This is a genomic window from Ruegeria sp. HKCCD7251, assembly GCF_013031165.1.
Taxonomy (GTDB): Bacteria; Pseudomonadota; Alphaproteobacteria; order Rhodobacterales; family Rhodobacteraceae; genus Ruegeria.
In genome coordinates this window covers 165965-187195 of record NZ_WPZC01000007.1, presented here as the reverse complement: position 1 = coordinate 187195, position 21231 = coordinate 165965, and the positions used below count along the sequence as shown (strand labels likewise).

18 protein-coding genes and 1 tRNA gene are annotated in these 21231 nt (G+C 54.3%); 9 read left to right on the top strand and 10 right to left on the bottom strand.

What is annotated here, in order from left to right; translation table 11 throughout:
• Positions 1–50: 50 nt before the first annotated feature.
• The 4 genes from GOX75_RS16625 to GOX75_RS16610 form a co-directional block, all read right to left on the bottom strand.
• On the bottom strand, positions 51–896 hold the full coding sequence (locus GOX75_RS16625) for an enoyl-CoA hydratase/isomerase family protein (RefSeq protein WP_171124931.1): 846 nt from the start codon (positions 894–896) through the stop codon (positions 51–53).
• A gap of 92 nt (positions 897–988) precedes the next feature.
• Positions 989–1777: an SDR family NAD(P)-dependent oxidoreductase gene (locus GOX75_RS16620; protein ID WP_171124929.1), complete on the bottom strand. Its 789-nt coding sequence runs from the start codon at positions 1775–1777 to the stop codon at positions 989–991.
• Positions 1778–1789: 12 nt separating this feature from the next.
• Complete coding sequence (locus tag GOX75_RS16615; protein WP_171124927.1) at positions 1790–2755, bottom strand: LLM class oxidoreductase; 966 nt, start codon at positions 2753–2755, stop codon at positions 1790–1792.
• Between the two features lie 12 nt (positions 2756–2767).
• Positions 2768–3544, bottom strand: coding sequence for a CmcJ/NvfI family oxidoreductase (locus tag GOX75_RS16610; RefSeq protein WP_171124925.1), 777 nt, complete (start codon positions 3542–3544; stop codon positions 2768–2770).
• A gap of 107 nt (positions 3545–3651) precedes the next feature.
• Here GOX75_RS16610 and GOX75_RS16605 point away from each other — a divergent pair, with 107 nt between their 5' ends.
• The 3 genes from GOX75_RS16605 (at position 3652) to GOX75_RS16595 (ending at position 7195) form a co-directional block, all read left to right on the top strand.
• A complete protein-coding gene (locus GOX75_RS16605; protein WP_171124923.1) occupies positions 3652–4563 on the top strand; it encodes a LysR family transcriptional regulator in 912 nt (303 codons plus the stop codon).
• Positions 4564–4798: 235 nt separating this feature from the next.
• Entirely contained in the window at positions 4799–5614 is an 816-nt protein-coding gene (locus GOX75_RS16600; RefSeq protein ID WP_171124921.1) for a 2-keto-4-pentenoate hydratase, read from the top strand.
• A gap of 129 nt (positions 5615–5743) precedes the next feature.
• Positions 5744–7195 carry a DUF2779 domain-containing protein gene (locus GOX75_RS16595; protein WP_171124919.1) on the top strand — a complete coding sequence of 484 codons (1452 nt, stop codon included), beginning with the start codon at positions 5744–5746 and terminating at the stop codon, positions 7193–7195.
• Positions 7196–7279: 84 nt separating this feature from the next.
• Here GOX75_RS16595 and GOX75_RS16590 read toward each other — a convergent pair whose 3' ends face one another.
• Entirely contained in the window at positions 7280–8254 is a 975-nt protein-coding gene (locus GOX75_RS16590) for an adenylate/guanylate cyclase domain-containing protein (protein WP_171124918.1), read from the bottom strand.
• A 465-nt stretch (positions 8255–8719) separates the two neighbouring features.
• Here GOX75_RS16590 and GOX75_RS16585 point away from each other — a divergent pair.
• Both GOX75_RS16585 and GOX75_RS16580 read left to right on the top strand, forming a co-directional pair.
• A tRNA-OTHER gene (locus GOX75_RS16585) sits at positions 8720–8813 on the top strand.
• Between the two features lie 19 nt (positions 8814–8832).
• Positions 8833–9372 carry a hypothetical protein gene (locus GOX75_RS16580; RefSeq protein ID WP_171123486.1) on the top strand — a complete coding sequence of 180 codons (540 nt, stop codon included), beginning with the start codon at positions 8833–8835 and terminating at the stop codon, positions 9370–9372.
• Positions 9373–9736: 364 nt separating this feature from the next.
• Here GOX75_RS16580 and GOX75_RS16575 read toward each other — a convergent pair whose 3' ends face one another.
• Positions 9737–10714, bottom strand: coding sequence for a GDP-L-fucose synthase (locus tag GOX75_RS16575; RefSeq protein ID WP_171124916.1), 978 nt, complete (start codon positions 10712–10714; stop codon positions 9737–9739).
• Between the two features lie 10 nt (positions 10715–10724).
• Complete coding sequence (gene gmd, locus GOX75_RS16570; protein ID WP_171124914.1) at positions 10725–11849, bottom strand: GDP-mannose 4,6-dehydratase; 1125 nt, start codon at positions 11847–11849, stop codon at positions 10725–10727.
• A gap of 157 nt (positions 11850–12006) precedes the next feature.
• On the opposite strand from gmd, the gene GOX75_RS16565 reads away from it, so the two are divergent.
• Positions 12007–13311: a UDP-glucose/GDP-mannose dehydrogenase family protein gene (locus GOX75_RS16565; RefSeq protein WP_171124912.1), complete on the top strand. Its 1305-nt coding sequence runs from the start codon at positions 12007–12009 to the stop codon at positions 13309–13311.
• A 7-nt stretch (positions 13312–13318) separates the two neighbouring features.
• Here GOX75_RS16565 and GOX75_RS16560 read toward each other — a convergent pair whose 3' ends face one another.
• A complete protein-coding gene (locus GOX75_RS16560) occupies positions 13319–14203 on the bottom strand; it encodes a phytanoyl-CoA dioxygenase family protein (protein WP_171124910.1) in 885 nt (294 codons plus the stop codon).
• Positions 14204–14308: 105 nt separating this feature from the next.
• On the opposite strand from GOX75_RS16560, the gene GOX75_RS16555 reads away from it, so the two are divergent.
• On the top strand, positions 14309–15199 hold the full coding sequence (locus tag GOX75_RS16555) for a LysR family transcriptional regulator (RefSeq protein WP_171123495.1): 891 nt from the start codon (positions 14309–14311) through the stop codon (positions 15197–15199).
• Here GOX75_RS16555 and GOX75_RS16550 read toward each other — a convergent pair.
• The gene (locus GOX75_RS16550) at positions 15172–16254 is read right to left on the bottom strand and encodes a helix-turn-helix domain-containing protein (RefSeq protein WP_171124908.1); all 1083 of its coding nucleotides are present in this window, start codon (positions 16252–16254) and stop codon (positions 15172–15174) included. The two genes, GOX75_RS16555 and GOX75_RS16550, sit on opposite strands and share 28 nt — an antisense overlap.
• 291 nt (positions 16255–16545) lie before the next feature.
• Between GOX75_RS16550 and GOX75_RS16545 the strand changes: the two genes are divergently transcribed.
• Both GOX75_RS16545 and GOX75_RS16540 read left to right on the top strand, forming a co-directional pair.
• Positions 16546–17568 (top strand): Ldh family oxidoreductase, encoded by a 1023-nt coding sequence (locus tag GOX75_RS16545; RefSeq protein WP_171123499.1) that lies wholly within the window; start codon positions 16546–16548, stop codon positions 17566–17568.
• Positions 17569–17632: 64 nt separating this feature from the next.
• The gene (locus tag GOX75_RS16540; protein ID WP_171123501.1) at positions 17633–19939 is read left to right on the top strand and encodes a Tex family protein; all 2307 of its coding nucleotides are present in this window, start codon (positions 17633–17635) and stop codon (positions 19937–19939) included.
• Positions 19940–19968: 29 nt separating this feature from the next.
• Here GOX75_RS16540 and GOX75_RS16535 read toward each other — a convergent pair whose 3' ends face one another.
• The gene (locus GOX75_RS16535; RefSeq protein ID WP_171124906.1) at positions 19969–21228 is read right to left on the bottom strand and encodes a replication initiation protein; all 1260 of its coding nucleotides are present in this window, start codon (positions 21226–21228) and stop codon (positions 19969–19971) included.
• Positions 21229–21231 lie beyond the last annotated feature (3 nt).

Sequence of the window (21231 nt, the reverse complement as noted above, 5' to 3'; positions counted from 1 at the left end):
GCACGTTGCAACAACGCACGCCTGACGAGATCGATGTATTGGGGGGAAAGTCAGTTGATGTCCTGCACCTGCATCACCAGATCGCCCCATTTGCGCTGGTTCTCGATGTCGTGCTGTAACCCTTGTTCATCCGCGATGGTGAAACGTTTGACCGCCGGGGTTTTGCTGGTGGCCTGATAGAGCCAATAAGCCTCGGCTTTCAGCGCCTCATCAATGGGTTTGTCGATTGATTCGTAGACCATCTTCTTGCAGGCATTGATCGACTCAGCTGGGAATTTTGCAATCCGTTCGGCCAGTGCGGTTACATATGGGCCAATTTCGTCCGGCTCCAACGCCTTATTGATGGTGCCCAAACGCTCTGCATCATCCGCGTCATAGTCCTGCGCGCTCAGGATGATCTCAAGTGCTTTGCCAAGACCGGTCTGGCGCGCCATGCGAGAGGCGCCACCGCCGCAGGGTAAGATGCCCATGCCGACCTCCATCTGCATGAACTTGTACTTTCCTCGCGCGGCAAAGCGCATGTCGAGCGCCAACGCCAATTCGTGTCCGCCACCGCGTGCATACCCTTCCAGTTTTGCGATGGTGGCCTGCGGCACCTTGCTGATCCGTTCGCAAACCGATTGCAGGTCCAAAAGCTGTGCATCGTCGCGAGATACCGCCTCGGTCGACATATCCTTGAGAAGCTCGGTGTCGTAGTGGCAGACCCAGATTTCCGGATTGGCGGACTGGAAGATTACGACCTTGGTTTCGCGGTCACGCTCCAACCGCATTGCCAGGCTGTTGAGATCGGCCAGCATTGCCTGGCCTTGCACGTTCACGGAACCAAAGTTGAACGTCACGGTGGCGATGCCGTATTCAACGTCTACGTCAAAGGTTTGAAAGTTCTCGTATTTCATCAGGCAGTCCTTTCTTGGGCCTCGACGCGGCATGCGTGAGGGGTGTCGGAGAGTTAAAGGTGGAAGTGTGGGGCGCTTTCGCGCCGCGAGGGTTAGCCAGTCCGGCCAATCAAGTCCCTGATCGTGGTCATGACGTCGGCAACGTGATCTTTGTCCCGTGCTGCGGCATGCGGATTTGCGAAAGCACCAATATCATTGTCAAAATAGGCACCTGACGCATCGGTGAACCTCTCGCCTAGCGCCGCTTCAATCAGGATATCGGCGCCAATGCTCATGTCGTTGCCGGAAACGCCAAAGCCTTCTTTCACCATCTTTGAGGCCAAAAGTGATCCGGGATTTACAGCAACGATTACCGGTGTTTCGGCTCGCGACTTGGCCCAATCCTGAGTCCAGATGGTGATAGCTAATTTGCTTTGGGCATAAGCTTCCATATCCGCAAGCGGCACATTGCCTTGCATGGCTTTGATGTTTACCGGGGCTTGCGCTGCCGATGACAGGTTCACAACGCGACCGTCAGCGGGAATGACCGGCAGCAGCAATTCGGTCAGCAGATAAGGTGCGAGCGTGTTCACGACAAAACGGATGTCCTGCCCATTCTCAAGGACGGATTTCGGGGCTTTCAAAACACCTGCGTTGTTGATCAACACATCCAGTTTGTCATGCTTGGCCCGTACGCTTTCGGCTAGATCTCGCACCGCGGACAGATCGCTTAGATCGGCGACATAGGTTTCGACATCACCGCCGACTGCGGCAGCAGCACTCTCCAATTTAGATACGCTACGACCATGTAAGAGCAATTTGTGCCCGGCGGCTGCTAGCTTCTTTGCCGTGAGCAAGCCAATGCCGTCCGTTGAACCTGTAATGAGAATAATCTTGGTCATTGGTCTGATCCTTTAAGAAAAGTCAGGCAGCAAAGTATCCGCCAAGTGTTCGAGGGTCGCCTCGATAGGCGCTTGATTGAACCTAAGGTTCAGTGCGACGTGATTGACCCCAAGCATTTCAATCTCGCGCAGATAGCTGCGAAGGAAGCCAGTGCCAGATTGAAACCCAAGATGGATCGGGCGAGGAGGGGCAGCTGGATTAGCAACGACATCGACGTAAAGCGATTGCATGACCGGCTTGTCCGATTGGCCCGCGGCCTTCACCCGTCGCCGGTAATCCGCGATGACCTGCCCCTGAGCTGCGGCGTTGCGCGGATAGGTCATCCAGCCGTCGCCGTTCTGTGCCACCCAATCGGGCGTTTGCTGGCTACCACCGGTAATGAGCATCGGCAGGCGGGCTCCATGCGGTTTTGGCAATAGGTCAATCCCACCATACAGCGTGCCCTGAGCGCTTTCATGCTTGGGATAGTCCGATCCAACAGCGCGGATGTAGCCAACGCTGTCGCGGAAACGTTCATCCCTGTCATCATAGCTCTGGTTCATCGCCGGGTACTCCTCGGGGCGGTCGCCCGAAGCTACACCCAACAACAACCGTCCACCCGACAGCACATCTGCAGTCGCCGCTGCCTTGGCCACATGTGCCGGGTGGCGCAATGGTAGAATTACACTCGACGTTCCAAGCGCAATCCGGTCTGTCGCCGTTGCAAGTGCACCCAGATAAACAAAGGGATCGAATACCTGTCCGGGATCACCAAAGCTTGGAACATTAAACGGTACGTCCCGCAGCCACAGTGCTGCAAACCCAAGTTCCTCTGCCCTCTGAGCCGCTTCCAGATGTTCCCGCAGCGTCGGCTCTGCACCGACTGCGTATGCTTCAAGCGGTAACACAAGGCCTACGCTTAGACGCCGCGGGCGAAACACCCGGTTGTAGGCCACGTTGATTTGGGCAAACTCAGTCGGCTGCGTTTCATCCAACATGTCAGGACCCCCTTAATAGCGCACCAAAGTGCGGCTCTCGATGCTCTTGCGAATGGTAGTGACATTTGGATCTTCGACCATATCAAGCGCGCTATGCGCAATCGATGGAAGGCCGCGATTGTCGTAGATGTTAAAGATCGCGACCTCATCTGGCGTCATCTTGGATTGATAGATCCACTCATGTTCGGGGTTTCCCACCAGCCCCATGATTTGCCCTTTGCGTTCGGGGTAGATCAGGTCCAGCAGGATCCAGTCAGACGGATCAACCGATGATGGGCGAACAAAGCCAAGGGGTGCTGAATTGATAGGATGACCCACAGGGCGCCACACATTGACAAAAGCATAGTGACCTTGCGCCCATTCCGCTGCGGTTTCGGCGCCCAACAGGTCGACAAGCCGCTGTTCGGCTCCGTCCTTGCTATAGTCACTGTGGACGTTGCGCGCGGGTTTGCGTGTCGCACCAGGATCATCGGTGCGAACGGTATGATCAAAAACCACAACTTCGCACACACTCAGCCTGTCCAATAGCATTGATGTCAGTTCTGCATCGTATGTTGGTTTCCAAGCATCCCTGGCAAAGTCTTGGACTTGCGTTTTCAGCGGCATGAATTCGACAGCATCGAACGCAAATGTAACTGTGTTGGTCGTAGCGCGGGTATCTTCTAACGTAACGGCTGTGGAGACCAGTTCGGGGGCAACCAGATTACCGGAAATCCCGCCTGCATCTAGTTCAAAGGCTTGCCGGTAAGGCTTGTGAACGTGGTAGTTGACTGTGGCTATCCGCGTCATTTGCGCCTCCTTCCTACGCTTTGTTGCATCGGTGAAAGGGATTTAACGCCAATCCATTTGCATATAAACTGCCCATCCATGGATTGATAATTCGGGTTTTCGATATAATGGGACTTGATACAGATGCGCTGCGATTGTTTGTAGCAGCAGCGGAAATGCTGAACATAAGCGCTGCTGGGCGCGCACTGGGTATGGCTCCAGCGGTCTCGAGCGCAAAGCTCGCCAAGTTGGAGCAGAACCTGGCTTCCGAGCTTTTGCATCGCACAACGCGCAAAGTGTCACTGTCCGTCGAAGGTGCCGATTTCCTGCCTTTTGCCCGAGAGATCATCGCACAGGAGGAAGCGGCGCTTACGGCCTTGGGCAAGCAAACAACCGCCATCCGAGGCACATTGCGCTTCGCTGCGCCTAGCACTTTTGCACAGCGATACATCGCACCGATCTTGCCTAAATTTCTTCAGCAACACCCCGACCTCACACTCGATTTACGTCTGTCAGATGTTCAGTTCGATCTTATCGAAGGGAGTTATGACTTAGCACTGAGGAACGCGCCGCTAGTGGACACCAGCTTGAAAGGTCGGAAACTGGCAGATGACCAGCGCGTTCTATGTGCCGCGCCGCATTATCTCGACAAACACGGCATCCCCAAAACTCCCAGCGATCTAACAAACCACCACTTAATTGCTTTCCAAAATCGCCAACCACGCCTGCTTACAGGACCTGCCGGCAAGGATGCGGTTTTCGATCCCGCATCCGCCAAGGGTCAATTGATTATCGATGACGGCCAAAGCCAGGTCTGTGCAACGCTGGCCGGGGCCGGTATTTCTCTGAACGCTCTGTGGAGTGTGCATGAACACCTGAAGTCAGGCCGGTTAACCCAAGTTCTGCCTAACTTTGTGGCCAAAGAAGATAATGTTCTTTGGCTTATCTATCCCAAGTCCAATGTATTATCCCCTAAAGTGCGGGTGTTCATGGACTTTCTGATCGCAGAGATTGGGGCAAAACCACCTTGGGAAACATGAGCGCAAAACAGGTCAAGTGCGCTTTCAGACATCCTGAAGCCAAGGTCGGGAACAGGCGCTAAGCAGACGTGCCTTGTCCAATCACAAATGTCTGGTTCGTCCGCATTGCAGTCGTTGCTCCGATTATGTCGAACATCCGCTGATAGTAGAAACTGCCGTTTAAATTCGAGACACTTCATAGGTCCTGAACCTAGACTTAGGCGGAGATCACCATCCCGGTTCTTCAAAACCTCGCTTGCATCGCAATCCAGCCGTCGGCGCGTATAATGCGAATATGACAAGAGATATTGAAGCTAACGCTCAGAAAATCGCTGATGCCCTGAACTCTGCCCAGCAGATACCTAAACTGTCCTCAGAGGCAGTACAGCTGACGCTGGATGACGCTTATTCGATTGCAAGTCGCGTCCGAAAGCTTCAGGGCAAAAAGAGAGTTGGTAGAAAAGTCGGCTTCACGAACCGCGCGATTTGGCTTGTTTATGGTGTAGATCAACCCATTTGGGGAGAGGTTCACGCAGATGGGCTGTTTTCGACTGATCAGCCGGTAAACTTGGCAAGGTATTCAGAACCGAGGATTGAACCAGAAATCGTACTCGGCCTTAGACATACACCGACGGCTGAAATGAACGATGAGCAGTTGGCAGGTTGCGTGGAGTGGGTCGCTCCAGGATTTGAAATCGTCCAATCGATTTATCCCAACTGGAAATTCTCGGTCGAAGACTCAATCGCAGCACAAGGATTGCACGGCTGCCTTGTTCTTGGCGACAAAATCGAGGCGACGCATGATATCTTGACCGGCTTGGCCGAAGTGCCACTAGCGTTGTTCAAGGGCGCCGAGGCTATCGAGGCCGGCAAGGGTGAAAACGCGCTTGGGGGCCCAATCAAAGTCCTGGCTCATCTTGTGTCTCTGCTTTCCAAAGACGACCAGCTTCAAAGAGGCGAGCTAGTCACAACTGGCACATTGACGGACGCATGGCCAGTGTCTCCGGGTGAAGAATGGTCAGCTGGTTTTGGTGGCGTGATGGACACCGAGCTCTCGGTGCGATTTACATGAGGCTTTGGTAGAGTGGTGACGCCGACTGCACCAAAGAAATGTTGCTCTCAATAGCTGACCATGATGGTCTTCCACTGGTTTCACCAATTCTGAAATGCAAATTACACGATGCTATCCAAATCAGACTACATGTTGTTTCTCAGGCACCCTGCCTGGCTCTGGATCAAGAAACATGCCAGGCATCTGTTGCCGCCAATTGACCCTTCGTTGCAAGCACGCTTTGATGAGGGGCACGCGTTTGAGCCTTATGCAGAGGAGCTTTTTGGTGATCTCGTTCGCCTCGGTTTTTCAGATTTTTCAGAATACCAGGCTCTGCCCGCGCGTACTTTGGAGGCTTGGAAAAACGGTGCAAACGCAGTGGCGCAGGGACGCTATGAAGATGGAACCATGACTTGCATCTCCGACATCGTGAGCCGCAGTGATGATGGGTACGTTCTGACAGAGATCAAGAGCGGGACTTCTGCAAAGCCCGAGCACACTTTTGATCTCGCATTCCAGCGTGTCGTGCTTGAGGCGGTCGGGTTCCCCATTGCGCGATGCGAAGTGGCACATGTGAACCGTGATTACGTCAGAAACGGCGAAATCAATCCTCAAGAGCTTGTCAGAATCACTGACATCACGGATGCGGTGACTGAGCAGCTCGAAAAAACACGCACGCGTATCGATCAGGCATTGAGCGTCGTTGCCAGCGGTACGATGCCTGATCCGTCCCCGGAACGTGCGCGCCTTAAATCCTATGGTGAATGGCTGGAGATCCGCGAGAAGCTAGACACTCCAATCGTGCAAGACAGCATCCACCGCCTTCCGTTCATGAACGCGGAAAAAGCCTCAGAACTCATCGCAGACGGGATCACAAAGATTGACGAGATCAGTGATCCATCTGTGTTGGGCAAGTCGACGCAACGCTACTTGAGAGCAGTGGCGAACGGTGCACGCACAATCGATCATCAGGAGTTAAGCAGGTTTCTGAGCGAGATTGTGTATCCGGTTTACTATTTTGACTACGAGACATCTCAGAGTTTGCTGCCACCCTGGGAAGGAACGCGCCCCTATCAGCAAGTGGCTTTCCAGTATTCCTTGCATATCCAGCATGAGGCTGGCGGAGAAATCGAGCACAGGGAGTATCTCCACCGAGACGCCACTAACCCGATGCCAGCCTTACTGAATAGACTTCGTGAGGACATGGGGGACGTTGGCTCTGTAGTGGTTTGGTATGCCCCGTTCGAAAAATCGCGCAATACGGAAATGGCAGAAACTTATCCAGAGCACGCAGAGTTCCTGGAAGGTCTAAATGCACGGGTTGTAGATCTGATGAAGCCGTTTGCGGATGAAGTGATCAACGATCCTGCGTTCAAGGGTAGCGCCTCTATCAAGGCCGTTCTTCCAGCGTTTTTGCCAGAACTTTCATACGATGATCTGGACATCAAAGAGGGGGCGAGCGCGTCTCGCCTTTGGAAGGACGTAACACTGACCGAACCGGATGATCCAGCGCGCGAGAAGGTCTATTCTGATCTTGTGGCGTATTGCACGCGCGACACCTGGGCAATGGTCGCAATTCATCGGGAATTGTTGGCTATGTGAGCTGTGGTGCGTGCCGCAAGACTTTTGCGACTGAGCTCTGCGGGGTATCTGTGTGATCCGTCGGCGTTAAGGCAACCGCAACACTCAATCTTGCCACTCCAACCGATACAAGACGTGGTGACCGCTTAGACCTTTCAGGAGTCTGGGTTCTATTTCAGAAAACGAGAAATCGGTTCGTCCTCCGACCATGGCGCGAGTCGCATATGAAACGAGTATCTCGCCTGCCGCACCAACGGTCGTTATGCGTGACGCTTTGTTGACCACAGTACCGAAAAAATCTCCACGAGATTGCACGACATCACCAGTGTGAATTCCAATCCGAACACCGAAAGATGGCTCCGCGGATACCGATGCAATGGCCTTCTGAATCTTGACAGCGGCCGTCAGTGCTTCTTTCGCGGACGGAAAGACGGATAACGTTCCGTCTCCAAGGGATTTCACGAACTGGCCATGATGCTTTTCAATGATCGCCGCCAAGACTTGGAAGTGGTTTTCGATCAGCACCGACCAACGCTGATCGCCCAACGCCTCCGCCAACGTTGTACTGCCTTCTACATCAGTGAAAAGTACTGAAGCCAAACCTTCGGTTTGGATCAGCTTGGGTCCATCTTCGCGCGCAGCATCAACCAGTTTTTGGATGGCCAGCTGCTCTTTACCCACGAGTTCAATATTTGGAGTTGGCACTGAAGCGTGGCGATTGATGATCTTCCAGGCTGCTCCCTCCAGGACAAAAATCAGAACGGTGCGGTAAAAGACGGCTTCATCAAAGCCGACGAACTGAATCTTGTGGACGAAGGATGACCATCCCGTCTCTCCGTTTTCGAAGGCCTCAGCTTCAACTTCTTCAAAAACGACGGGTGCCGGGATCTCCGCGAAAAAGCCGCTAACCCCATCGCGAACTGCTTGCCCGCTCCAAAACTCACCTTCGCCTGTTCCAACGAACCTTAGCTCATCTGATTTCGACAGAAAATCCTGCAACTCGTCAGTATTCTTCTTGGTTCTGAGTATTTCATACCAACGCCTGGAAACTGCCAGCAGTTCAGGAGAGGAACGTATCATCACAAATTACTCGAGACGCTAAATGGAATGAGACTTACAAGGTCTTGCAACCGGTATCTCCATTTTTCGAAAGATGCGGGTCAATGCTGCCGCTGAGGTTTGGTCAGATCAAGACTTTTGTATTTCTCCAGAACACAGCGCATCAGACGCAGATCAAAAAACGCGCGTCGAGTCAGAGCGTATTATCGATTGAGTTTCTAAGTTCGAGTCCGGATCACAGGGCATCGAATCGCTTCGCTGTCTGAGAGCAACTCGTCGCTGTACTGACCCGCAAAATAGGATGCTTCATTCTTTTTGGCACACGCTAACCTAGAAGGTTCCCAGAACTACGCGGTGAATTTCGAAGTGCAGCACGCTCCGTCTTGACATGGTTATGCGAACTGGTTCAGCTTGCGGTCATGACGTTCACACGCATCCACTGCCATCGAATATCGGCCTGAGGTCGATAACCCACGCGAAATCCGCGGGAGGCAGCATTGGTATGCGGGCGAGGCTTATATCCTTGTAATTGCTCCAGATTAGAGTGCACGAGTCGGTTCGATTCCGACGCCTCCTACCATCCTCAGGAGGTGTCCGACATGGCGGACGAAGTCACGAACGCAATTGATTTCAAAGACAAAGATCAGGATGAAATTGATGGTCTCATGGAAAGTGTCGATCTAACTACCTACGGTCTGGAACGGGTGAAGATTGGTCATACTATAGGCCTGGATGACTCTGGCAGTGAGATTGATCCGCCAAATCCAAATCCCCGAGGTGGTCACGATGACCCAGAAAAAGACCCTTTAGACATGATCGTAGCCGCCTTCAACGAACGCTATTTCAATGGTTGGGATGCGACACCGGAGGAGCAAAGAATCAAGCTGATCAACATCCTCAACCACGCAATGAGCGACCCTGCATTTCAGAACAAGGTTGTATCCAACCCTGACGAACAAAATCGACGCATCGCCAGTGAAGCACTATTTGAAAAAGCAATGCGCAACGAACGTCGGCGAGAAATCGACCTTTACAAGAAGTACGCCTCAGATGACGATTTCAAATCAGGTCTTCACGAAGCTCTCATGCGCATGATGGAACAAGTTCTAAAGTCAGGAGACCACAGACCCGTAGGATAAACCTAGTGGTTTGTTGAGCTCAGCAATGCGCAAAACCCACCGGAAGCACACACCTGCAACTCTATCCTTGCCTTAAGTCTAGAACTCAAGGATCGCCCAATAGCAGAAATGCCGTCGGCATTCTGCACTTCTGAGTTGAAATCGCGCAAACTAATGCGCAAATCATGCAGACTTATGGGGTTCGTGCACGTTTGTGCGCGCCCCTACACACCCGCTTTCTAGGGATTGATGCACCGTCGGACTTGCAGGTGGTGTACAAAGTCTTTTCGGTCAACTCTGATCCGGGTCTGCACGCGCCTGCGCTTATTGCCATTGGCCGCTGGCGGTAACGCCAGCAATGCCGCCCGGACACTGGTTTGGGCGGCTATTTGGCCCGAATGTCAGCATCGCCCTGTTCAAGAAACCATGCGTAGGTCTCTCGTATTCCCTCTTCGAGGTTGACCTGCGCGCGCCACCCCATGTCGGCAAGCCGGGACACATCCATCAGTTTGCGCATTGTCCCATCTGGTTTGCTGGCATCCTGCGTGATCCGCCCGGTGAATCCGACCGTCTTGGCAACCATTGCTGCCAGTTCAGCGATCGAGATATCTTCTCCGCACCCTACGTTTATGTGGCTCAGCATGGGTTGCGTATTCTCTTCATAAACATCGCGGGGCAAGTCGAGTACAAACAGCGATGCCTCGGCCATGTCATCCACATGCAAAAACTCTCGACGCGGTTTACCAGTACCCCAGATAACCACCCCGTCCAACCCGTCCCGATGCGCTTCGTGGAAACGGCGGATCAAAGCAGGCAGCACATGACTGTTTTCCGGGTGAAAGTTATCACCGGGCCCATACAGGTTTGTCGGCATGACCGAACGATAATCGACCCGGTGCTGTCGATTATAGCTTTCGCACAGTTTGATTCCGGCGATTTTTGCTACTGCGTAAGGTTCATTGGTCGGCTCCAATACGCCAGTCAGCAGGGCGTCTTCGCGCATGGGCTGTGCGACAGCACGCGGATAGATGCACGAGCTACCCAGTTGCAGCAATGAGGTAACGCCTGCGGCAAATGCCTGATGGATGACATTACACTCGATCATCAGGTTTTCATAAATGAAGTCGGCAGGGTACGTATTATTCGCGTGAATTCCGCCCACTTTGGCCGCAGCGAGAATGACCACATCGGGGCGTTCCGTTTGCATGAAGTCCCGCACAGCAGACTGGTTGGTCAGGTCCAGTTCCGCGTGGGTGCGCGTGATCAGCGACAGCGCTTCACCCGCCGCTTGGCGATTTTTTAGACGGCGCAGGATCGCGCCTCCGACCATACCGCGATGCCCGGCAACATAGATTTTACGCATATGCCCCTCCTCAGCCATTTTCCAGACTGACAGGCAGATCGAACCCATGCTCTTTCAACAGGGCGTGGCGTCTGGCTGTTTTGAGGTCTTCCGACACCATTTCGGCGCACATTTCCTGAACGGTCAGTTCCGGCTCCCACCCCAGTTTGTATTTGGCATTTGACGGGTCACCCAAAAGGGTTTCAACTTCGGCAGGGCGGAAATACTGAGGATCGATCCGCATAACTACGTCGCCCTGTTTCAGCGCCGGTGCCTTATCGCCGCGCACGGACTTAACGGTTGCGATCTCATCCACACCGTCGCCCGTGAACTCAAGCGAAACTCCCAACTCGTCAGCCGACAATTCGATAAACTGCCGGACGGAATACTGAACCCCGGTGGCAATGACGAAGTCTTCGGGCTGATCCTGTTGCAACATCAGCCACTGCATCCGCACATAGTCCTTGGCGTGGCCCCAATCCCGCAGGCTGTCGATATTGCCCATATACAGGCAGTCCTCGAGGCCCTGCGCAATATTCGCAAGACCGCGGGTGATCTTGCGTGTCACAAAGGTTTCGCCCCGGCGCGGGCTTTCATGATTGAACAAGATACCGTTGCACGCATACATTCCATAGGCTTCGCGGTAGTTCACCGTGATCCAGTAAGAATACAGTTTGGCCACCGCATAGGGTGATCGCGGATGGAACGGCGTGGTTTCACGCTGTGGGGTTTCCTGAACCAGACCATACAATTCGGATGTCGACGCCTGATAGAACCGTGTTTTCTTTTCCAGACCCAGAAACCGGATGGCTTCCAGCAAGCGCAGCGTGCCGATCGCATCCACGTCGGCCGTGTATTCAGGCGATTCAAAGCTAACCGCCACATGAGATTGCGCACCAAGGTTATAAACCTCGTCCGGCTGAACCTCCTGAATGATTCGGGTCAGGTTGGATGTATCGCTCAGGTCACCATAATGCAGGTGCAAACGCGGGTTGGGGACGTGCGGATCCTGGTAGATATGATCTATGCGCTGCGTATTGAACGAGGACGCCCGGCGCTTGATACCGTGAACTTCATAGCCTTTTTCCAGCAAAAATTCGGCCAGATATGATCCATCCTGCCCTGTAATACCGGTTATAAGTGCAGTTTTTGTCATCGTCGCGTTCCACAAAACTCAATCTGGCTGATTGCACTCTCAGAAACAGCAAGATACCCCGGATTGCAAGCCAAGGCCGTCAGCAAGCGTTGAAAGCGGCGGAACTTTCCTGCGTGAAAACGCGCCAGGTCCGTCATTTCGGAGAAAGGAAACAAAGATGCGTATAGCGATGATCGGAACCGGATATGTCGGTTTGGTATCGGGCGTGTGTTTCTCGGATTTTGGCCATGACGTGATTTGCGTCGATAAAGCCGCCCAGAAGATCGAAATGCTGCAGGCAGGTAAAGTTCCCATCTATGAGCCCGGGCTTGACGCGCTGATGGCAAAAAACGTGGCCTCAGGCCGCCTGAGCTTTACCACCGACCTTACCGCTGCGGTCGATGGTGCTGACGCAGTCTTTATCGCGGTCGGAACTCCGACCCGCCGGGGCGATGGCCACGCCGATCTGACATATGTCATGGCCGCAGCAGAAGAGATTGCTCAGGCCGTAACGGGCTATACCGTCATTGTCACCAAATCGACAGTTCCAGTCGGGACGAACCGCCAAGTTCATGCGGTTGTTTCAGGCGCCAATCCCAGTGCTGATTTTGACGTCGCCTCAAATCCCGAATTCCTGCGTGAGGGGGCGGCGATTGACGATTTCATGCGACCCGATCGGGTTGTCGTGGGCGTCGAAAGTGAACGCGCCGCCGAAGTCATGGCCGAGATCTATCGCCCGCTTTACCTACGGGATTTCCCAATTCTGACAACGGATCTGGAAAGCGCCGAGATGATAAAATATGCGGCGAATGCATTTCTGGCCACAAAGATCACCTTCATCAATGAAATCGCAGGACTGTGCGAGCGCGTGAATGCCGACGTCAAAGAAGTTGCCCGCGGCATCGGTCTGGATGGTCGGATTGGCAACAAATTCCTACATGCCGGCCCCGGCTATGGAGGTTCGTGTTTTCCCAAGGACACCGCCGCTCTGGCCCGGATCGGGCAGGAACATGCATATCCCATGCAAATCACCGAAACGGTTATTCGTGTGAATGACGAGGTCAAAAAGCGGATGATCGAGAAGATCCGCGACGCGTGTAATGACAGCTTCAATCAAAAAACCGTTGCTGTCCTCGGCGTGACCTTCAAACCAAACACAGACGATATGCGTGATGCCCCGTCGCTGGCGATCATACCGGCCCTGATCGGCGGCGGCGCGACGGTTCGCGTGGTCGATCCGCAAGGCCGCGCCGAGGGCGAAGCCTTGCTTCCCGGTGTTGAATGGTGTGACGATCCCTACTCTGCTGCTGAAGGCGCAGATGTTGTCGTTCTGCTGACCGAGTGGAACGAATTCCGCGCGCTTAACCTGCCGGAACTTGCGGCTGCGATGAAGTCGCCGCAGATGGTCGATCTGCGCAACATCTATTCCAAACGGGCGGCCCTGAAAGCCGGGTTTCAAAGCTACGTCGGCGTTGGCCGGTAAACACCGCTTAGGTCGCCGCATAAAGCGCAACCGAATTGTCAGCGCCTTGCGCCAGTGCCTTGCTTTGATCCTGTCGTACTTTTTCATAGAGGGCGAGCGCCTCTTTTGAGAACAGTGCTTTTGGGGGCTTAACGTGCAGAAAATTACTTTGTGCGTCCCTTCCCCGCGCCGGCATCGCGTAATCACGTTCGGCAACAAGCTGCCTTGCATTTGGGTTCAGATACCGGATCGCCAGACCAATTCGCCGATCGTCTGACCGGTTCGGGCCCGAACCATGTATCGTCAACCCGTGGTGCAAGGACATTTGTCCGGGCGTCAATTCGATGTGGGTCTTGTCTTCTTCGGCAACTTCGACAGCGATCTCTTGTCCGCGCGACAGCAGGTTGGTTTCCGAATATGTATCGTTATGCGGCAGAATCGGATTCTTGTGGCTTGCCCGCACGAAATCCATGCATCCGCTTTCTACGGTTGCGGGCGATAGAGCGATCCACGCAGTCACCTGATCCGGTGTTTCGCCCATACCCCAATATGTCAGGTCCTGATGCGTCCCGACCGTGTGCTTGGTCCCAGGTTCTTTAACAAAAAACTCGGCGGACCAGATCATGATGTCCGGCCCCAATACACCCTGAACCACATCCAGAACACGTGCATCCAGCGCAATGCGCGCGGCAATCGGCATGACCAGATGTGCGTTCACCCGTTTGTAGGTATTCAACGGCAGCGGAAGATCCGCGTCTTGCCAATCTCGTTCAATCCCTTCGAACTCGGCGCGTATCTCAGACGCTTCTTGCTCGGAAAATACACTCAGAGGAAACAGGAAGCCGTCTTCCCAATAGCGGGCCGATTGCGTTTGGGTCAGCGTGGACTGATGTTTGGCGCTTTGATCGGCCATGCGTGTTCCTCCCCGATGCATGATTGGAAAAGGATAAGACAGAGTTTGAATTTCACAGAACGCGAACTCTTGCCCGTCAGGCTAAGTTCAGCTTAGCCTATTCACATGGCGACCCGTATCCCGTCCTTGAATTGGTTGCGCGTGTTCGAGGCGGCCGCACGAACCGAGAGTTTCTCCCGCGCGGCCGCACAGTTGAACATGTCAGCCGCAGCCGTCAGCCAACAGGTCAAGGCGCTGGAAACGCAGCTTGGGACACCCTTGTTCCATCGCCATGCCCATTCCGTCACCCTAACCGAAGCTGGTCGTGCTTATTTGCCGTCGGTTCAGCAATCGCTTTTGATGCTTGAAACTGCGACGACCGGACTGTTTGGGGAAACAAGGGAACAACGGCTTTATGTTCAATCTGTGCTGTTGTTCGCGCATGGGATCCTGGCTGCAGGTTTGCCGGACTTTCACGCGTCATATCCGCAGATCAACTTGTCACTGACCACCGGAAACGTGACCTCGGACTTTTCCAACCGGTTTACCGACCTTCAGATCGTTTTTGGAAACCCGTCCCTGTTTGGAACCGAGGGCGATGAATTGCTTCGCGAACACCTTTACCCGGTTGCGCCACCGGACGTGGCAACCCAGATAAGTCAGCCACAAGACCTGTTCAAGTTTACTCTGATCGAAGTGTCTACGCACCGCGCAAGCTGGCCACACCTTTTCGAAGCCCTTCGATTGCCCGCAGGACAAGCCCAGTACTTCTTCGCTGATAATTCAATCATGGCCGCAGAACTGTCCGCCAGCGGAGGCGGCATCGCGCTGGCCCGCGCCCCGGCGTCAGGTCGGATCATGTCGTTGTCTGGTCTGGTGCCATGTCTGGACGGGGTCACAGTCCCAGGCCAAGAGGCGTATCACCTGATATACCAGTCACGCGCAGCCTTGCGGCCTTCGGCTCGCGCCTTTCGCGAGTGGATCATGGACTACAGCGCCGCAGTCCAGACCCTATAACGTCCCTGCCCCGTCACTTCGCGAATCAAACCCCGATCCGTAAAGCGATCTATGTTGCGCTGAACCGCCGCACGAGAAGCTCGTGTCAGCTCTTGTGCCAATGGCGCTGAAACCATGGGCCATGACCTGAGAACATCAATCAACAAGGGCGGCGTGCGCCCGCTCAGGTCGTGTATGGCGTCACGGGCACGGTCCTCCCACGCGTTCACGCGATCAAGGTGCAATAGACCCGCCAGAACCGCCTGCCCCGCCCCGTTGATCCACGCCGAGAGCTTTTCATCCGTCGCCCCCACCCCACGCAAGGCTCCGGGCCCAGACAGCGCCAGTGGCATGAACATCGCTCCGCCCCGGCCCATAGTCGCGCCATGCCGGGCGGCGATGATTGCGGCTTCGGTGTCCTGCCCAACCCTTTGAGACAGCACTCGCCAAGCATGAAACCCGATTGCAGCCTGCGTGACCGGATGCAGGCCCTCGGCGTTCTCCATCACTTCGGCCAGATCGGCAACCGCTTCGGGAACCTCTTCGATCCCCTGAGCCAGTCGATCCAGAAACGCAGTCAGACCCGAGGCCCATCCCCCTTCCGACGGACCCGCCCCCGAGGTTAGTCGTCGGACAGCCCAGCCTGCGCGAAACAGCGCCTGCACATCGTCTCCGGTCGCCCCAATGCGCAAACCCGTCCATAAAGCCAGCCGATCGACACTGATGCGATCACCGGTCCACCACCCCAGATCCGACACATCCATAAGAGCCAACCGATGTGTCCAACCTGTTGGGCCGGCCCTCAGACGCTCGTCCAACGCGCCAAACGTGGCGGCCAGGTCTGCCAGCTCGAAAGAAAGTTCGGCCTGCGCCGCACGCCAATCGCGTGGATCAAACAGCAGGCGACGATCGGCCTTAGGTCCCGGTAGCAGGAAGTCTTCTTCTACCTCTCCATCACCATCGTCGGGCAGAAACCAAAGATCATCCTCTTCCGACGGGTCGGCATCATAGATGCTTGGAGGCCCGAGCGTAGTGTCGTCCTCATCCTGGTCCGGCCTGACAGGGTCTGATGTCATGGCCGCTATATTTCTGTTAATTGCGATCCTTCACAAGGCGTTTTCGAACACCGAAAGAAATCAGCTTCTGAAAGTCCGGGTGTAAAGTTCCAGCAGACATTACAGATCGGCCTGTTCGTCAGTGATGATAGGCATAAACCCACGCCGTTTCCGCGATCCGGTGGCGTTGGTCATCTGTAATGTTTTCGCAAAACTGCAATCAAAAACGCAGGGGTGGTCGCTAAATCCGGTTCCCTTTGACCGACTTGCCGCGCTATCTCTTTCGCATCGCAAGTCGAGGAGATGCAGCGCATGAGCGAGACGGTCAAACTAAATCTGGAAGACATCCAAACCCTGTGTCAGACCGTTTTGGCCAAGTCAGGTTTCGGGCCTGATCATGCACAGGCCATCACCGAGACATTGGCCACTTGCCAGTTTGACGATTGCCAGTCTCATGGGCTTTTCCGGCTTTTCATGTGCGCCGAAACGATGAAGGCCGGAAAGATCGACGGGCACGCCGCGCCTGTTGTGACCCCCTCCGACAACGCAATTGTCCGCGTAGATGCCCAAGGCGGAATATCCCTGCTGGCATTCCAGAGCGCCCTGCCGGTTCTGATCGAAAAAACCCATACCCACGGAATCGCAGCAATGGTCATAAACCGATGCTATCATTTCTCTGCATTGTGGCCAGAAGTCGAGCGCTTATCCTCGGCTGGTCTTGCGGCTATGGCCATGGTGCCCAGCCATTCATGGGTGGCCCCGGCAGGCGGCACCCGGGGCAGCTTGGGGACAAACCCGCTGGCATTCAGTTGGCCTCGTTCGGGCAAAGATCCCTTTACCTTCGATTTCGCCACAAGCGCCTTTGCGCGTGGAGAGATTGAGTTGTACCGCCGGGCCGGAAAACCATTGCCGGAAGGCGTGGCCATAGACAAGGACGGAAACCCGACAACAGACCCGCAGGCTGCAATGGAAGGGGCGATGTTGACGTTCGGCAGCTACAAGGGATCAGCCCTTTCGATCATGATCGAGTTGCTGGCCGGGCCTTTGATCGACGATCTTACCAGTCTTGAAAGTATGGAATTCGCCGAAGGTGAAGGCGGGGCCCCCTATCACGGCGAGATCATCTTGGCCTTTGACCCTGCCCAGTTCAGCGGCGGTCGCGTGTCGGAAAATGACGCGCGGGCCGAGCGGCTGTTTTCGGACATTTCCGATCAGGGGGCACGCCTGCCATCCCAGCGCCGCTATGCTGCCCGCAGTCGGAATATGGCCCGAGGCTTTGTAGAGGTTTCGAAATCGCTTTACGACGATCTACAAGTCCTTGCCCAACAAGTCTGACGCCACTTCCCCTTGGCGAAGTGGCTGGCTAAGAAGGTTCTCCAATCAATTTCAGGAGACCCAATTGGACCGCATCGCTCGCACCATAGCCACCGAAATCAGCGCACGGCCCGAACAAGTCGAAGCAGCCGTCAAATTATTGGACGAAGGCGCCACTGTCCCGTTTGTAGCGCGCTATCGCAAAGAGGCGACAGGCGGGCTGGACGACACGCAATTGCGCGCGCTTTCCGACCGCCTGACATATTTGCGAGAACTGCAGGCGCGTCGCGATACGATCCTGAATACGATCAAGGATCAGGGCAAACTGACTGACGATCTTGCCAAGTCGATTATACAGGCCGAAACCAAGGCACAGTTGGAAGACATCTACCTGCCCTATAAGCCCAAACGCCGCACTAAGGCGATGATTGCCCGAGAAAACGGGCTTGAGCCGCTTGCAGACGCCATTCTTGCAGACAGGACCGCAGACCCGGACGTGTTGGCATTGGGATACCTGACTGAAACGATTGTAACGACAAAGGACGCATTGAACGGTGCTCGTGACATCATCACCGAGCGGTTGACCGAAAATGCCGTATTGCTGGGTGAGCTTCGAGCATTCATGCACCAAGAGGCATTACTGTCAGCCAAGGTGATCGAAGGCAAACAGCAAGAAGGCGCAAAGTTCAGAGATTATTTTGATCATTCCGAACTATGGGCGAACACCCCCTCGCACAGGGCACTAGCCATGTTGCGCGCGTCCAAGGAAGAAATTGTGACACTGGATATCGCGCCGAACTCCGAAGATGGGGCTGCACGGGCGGAAGCCATCGTAGCTGCGCATCTCCATACGCGTACTGATGCGCCTGGCGACGTCTGGCTGCGCAAGGTCGCTGGCTGGACCTGGCGCGTCAAACTATCCTTGTCGATGATGGTAGAGATGATGGCGGAGCTGCGCAGCCGCGCGCAAGATGAGGCAATTCTTGTTTTTTCATTCAATCTCAAAGACTTACTGTTTTCCGCACCTGCCGGAACCAAGGCGACGTTGGGTTTGGACCCCGGAATTCGCACCGGAGTAAAGGCGGCAGTCGTCGATGCAACTGGAAAAGTGCTTGAGACAGAAACACTTTACCCGTTTCAGCCCAAGAATGACCTTGACGGCGCGAAACACACGATCCTGAGTCTTGTGCGCGCGCACAATATCGAGCTGATCGCCATTGGTAACGGAACCGCAAGCCGGGAAACCGAAAGGCTTGTTTCTGATGCATTAAAGCATATTCCAAAGACTGAAAATACGCCGACAAAGGTTGTCGTGTCCGAAGCTGGTGCTTCTGTCTATTCGGCCTCTGAACTTGCCGCGCGTGAGTTCCCGGATCTGGACGTGTCATTGCGAGGCGCTGTTTCGATAGCACGCAGGTTGCAGGATCCCCTGGCTGAACTGGTGAAGATCGAACCAAAGTCGATTGGGGTCGGACAATATCAGCACGACGTCGATCAGCATCGGTTGTCACAGTCTCTGGACACGGTCATCGAAGACGTCGTGAACGCAGTCGGCGTTGATCTGAATACGGCCTCAGCTCCCCTGCTCTCACGTGTCTCTGGTTTGGGACCTGTTTTGGCGGACTCAATCGTTGCCCATCGTGATGTGCATGGCGCATTTAAATCTAGAAACGACTTGTTGAACGTCGCGCGCCTAGGCCCCCGAGCCTTTGAACAATGCGCTGGCTTCCTTCGCATTCTAAATGGGTCCGAGCCGCTGGATGCGTCTTCGGTACATCCAGAAGCCTATAAGGTTGCCCGACGGGTCGTCTCTGCCTGTGGACGGGATATTCGTCAGATCATGGGGCAAGAAGGTGCCTTGAAAAACCTGCAAGCCGAGCGCTTTACCGATGACAAGTTCGGCCTTCCCACTGTTCAGGACATTTTCACGGAACTTGAAAAGCCTGGGCGCGACCCTCGACCAAGCTTTGTCACGGCTTCGTTCAAGGACGGGGTCGAGGATATTTCAGACCTTAGACCCGGAATGAAGTTGGAGGGGACGGTTACAAATGTCGCGGCCTTTGGGGCGTTCGTTGACATCGGCGTTCATCAGGATGGATTGGTTCATGTGAGCCAACTGGCGGATCGGTTCGTCAAAGACCCTCACGAAATAGTTCAGACGGGCCAAGTCGTGAAAGTCACCGTCGTCGACATTGATGTCAATCGAAAGCGAATTGGCCTGAGCATGCGCAAAACCAGAACGGCGTCGGACAATCAAAAACACGACGGCAAGAGTACATCGAGACAAACCCGTAAATCTGAGCGAAACGAAAAGCAACGCGCAAAAAATGACAATAATGCGCATCACGGCGCACTTGGCGATGCGCTTCGATCAGCGATGAAGAAGCAGTGAGGTCTGTGGCCTCCAATAATTCGCCTCTTCTATTCGAAAGCCTCTGGCTCCAGCTCCTCCCAAAAAGAAATAATCCTAGTGGCGTTCAGGCCTGAGCGCCACCCATGCGAACGGAAATGTTCGCGATCTAGATCATTGTCCAAGCCTGCCATAAACAGTCTCTTGTCAGCGTCGCGTTGCGTTGGGTTTCGCCGCGAAACCAGCTCTTCTACCACGGAGAGTTTTCTGGACCTTTCGGTGCGTTCCGCAGCACGGGCGGCATAGGCCTTTTCTTCCTGAACTTTTTCTTCCTGCCTCAGTCGCGCGGATTCAATCGCTTCGGGACTTGGGGCAACCTGCGCTTCTTCGATTGGCGGCTTGTAGTCATCACGCAAGGCAGCGGACAGGTACCCGAGAGTAGACTTCACACCCCCCTGCCCTGTTACATAATCCAACTTTTGCTGAACATATTTTTCACCATGTTCAGCGATCCACTGCCGCGCCAGCCGGTCTGAGACCCCTTGCTTACGAAGTGTCTTGTAAACCGCCAGATTTCGCACACCATCGCTATCGTCGATTTCGAACATAGCTTTCTGCGGGTTCCCTTTAATCCGGAACCTTATGTCCGTAACAGAACGCCCCTTTTTTAGAAATTCTGGCTCAATAAGTATATCCGAGCTTTTATTTACTTCATTGACGGCTGGCTTGATTATCTTTGCGTTTAAATGTTTGAAGCTGCTGTAGTAGTCGCTGCCATCAACGCCCATGAGTTTTCTGAACACATCCAAGGACCACCATCCTGTGGATCCGGTCCTTACAAAACGATAACAGTTTTCATAAAGCGCCAACCCATGACCGGAACTGAAATTGCGTTGGATTTGCACATTGATCAAAGCATAGATCTTTGGGTCGTAGAGTTTCTGCGCCAGCGCGGGCGAGTAGGCATATTCACAAACACCATTTTTTAGCTTTGCAAAGCTAAGCAGCGAAGAAACGCCCCACTCTTGCCGGCCTTGCTCATCCAACATGTCCCATTCTGCGACGGTTTCCGCCAAAGCACGCAAACTTGCGCGCAATGTATCAAAATCATTGGAGTTATAACCAACCATCATGGCAAGTGTGCGTGCATCTATCGTGTGCGTAGATGCAGAAGTCAGCGCATCGTATGCATTGAGTAGCAGCACGTTAGAAAGCTTGCGTTGTAGCAGCGTGAGTTTACCGCTGATATGTATCGCGGCCACATTCTTTTTTACCGTCTCCCGACGCAAAGCGCCTGAAAGGTGGTCCATGTCCAATTGTGTTTCCGGCATGAT

Bases quoted from the DNA above. Each gene is read 5' to 3' on its own strand.
- GOX75_RS16625 (WP_171124931.1), bottom strand. From the start codon at position 896: ATGAAATACGAGAACTTTCAAACCTTTGACGTAGACGTTGAATACGGC.
- GOX75_RS16620 (WP_171124929.1), bottom strand. From the start codon at position 1,777: ATGACCAAGATTATTCTCATTACAGGTTCAACGGACGGCATTGGCTTG.
- GOX75_RS16615 (WP_171124927.1), bottom strand. From the start codon at position 2,755: ATGTTGGATGAAACGCAGCCGACTGAGTTTGCCCAAATCAACGTGGCC.
- GOX75_RS16610 (WP_171124925.1), bottom strand. From the start codon at position 3,544: ATGACGCGGATAGCCACAGTCAACTACCACGTTCACAAGCCTTACCGG.
- GOX75_RS16605 (WP_171124923.1), top strand. From the start codon at position 3,652: ATGGGACTTGATACAGATGCGCTGCGATTGTTTGTAGCAGCAGCGGAA.
- GOX75_RS16595 (WP_171124919.1), top strand. From the start codon at position 5,744: ATGTTGTTTCTCAGGCACCCTGCCTGGCTCTGGATCAAGAAACATGCC.
- GOX75_RS16590 (WP_171124918.1), bottom strand. From the start codon at position 8,254: ATGATACGTTCCTCTCCTGAACTGCTGGCAGTTTCCAGGCGTTGGTAT.
- GOX75_RS16580 (WP_171123486.1), top strand. From the start codon at position 8,833: ATGGCGGACGAAGTCACGAACGCAATTGATTTCAAAGACAAAGATCAG.
- GOX75_RS16575 (WP_171124916.1), bottom strand. From the start codon at position 10,714: ATGCGTAAAATCTATGTTGCCGGGCATCGCGGTATGGTCGGAGGCGCG.
- gmd (WP_171124914.1), bottom strand. From the start codon at position 11,849: ATGACAAAAACTGCACTTATAACCGGTATTACAGGGCAGGATGGATCA.
- GOX75_RS16565 (WP_171124912.1), top strand. From the start codon at position 12,007: ATGCGTATAGCGATGATCGGAACCGGATATGTCGGTTTGGTATCGGGC.
- GOX75_RS16560 (WP_171124910.1), bottom strand. From the start codon at position 14,203: ATGGCCGATCAAAGCGCCAAACATCAGTCCACGCTGACCCAAACGCAA.
- GOX75_RS16555 (WP_171123495.1), top strand. From the start codon at position 14,309: ATGGCGACCCGTATCCCGTCCTTGAATTGGTTGCGCGTGTTCGAGGCG.
- GOX75_RS16550 (WP_171124908.1), bottom strand. From the start codon at position 16,254: ATGACATCAGACCCTGTCAGGCCGGACCAGGATGAGGACGACACTACG.
- GOX75_RS16545 (WP_171123499.1), top strand. From the start codon at position 16,546: ATGAGCGAGACGGTCAAACTAAATCTGGAAGACATCCAAACCCTGTGT.
- GOX75_RS16535 (WP_171124906.1), bottom strand. From the start codon at position 21,228: ATGCCGGAAACACAATTGGACATGGACCACCTTTCAGGCGCTTTGCGT.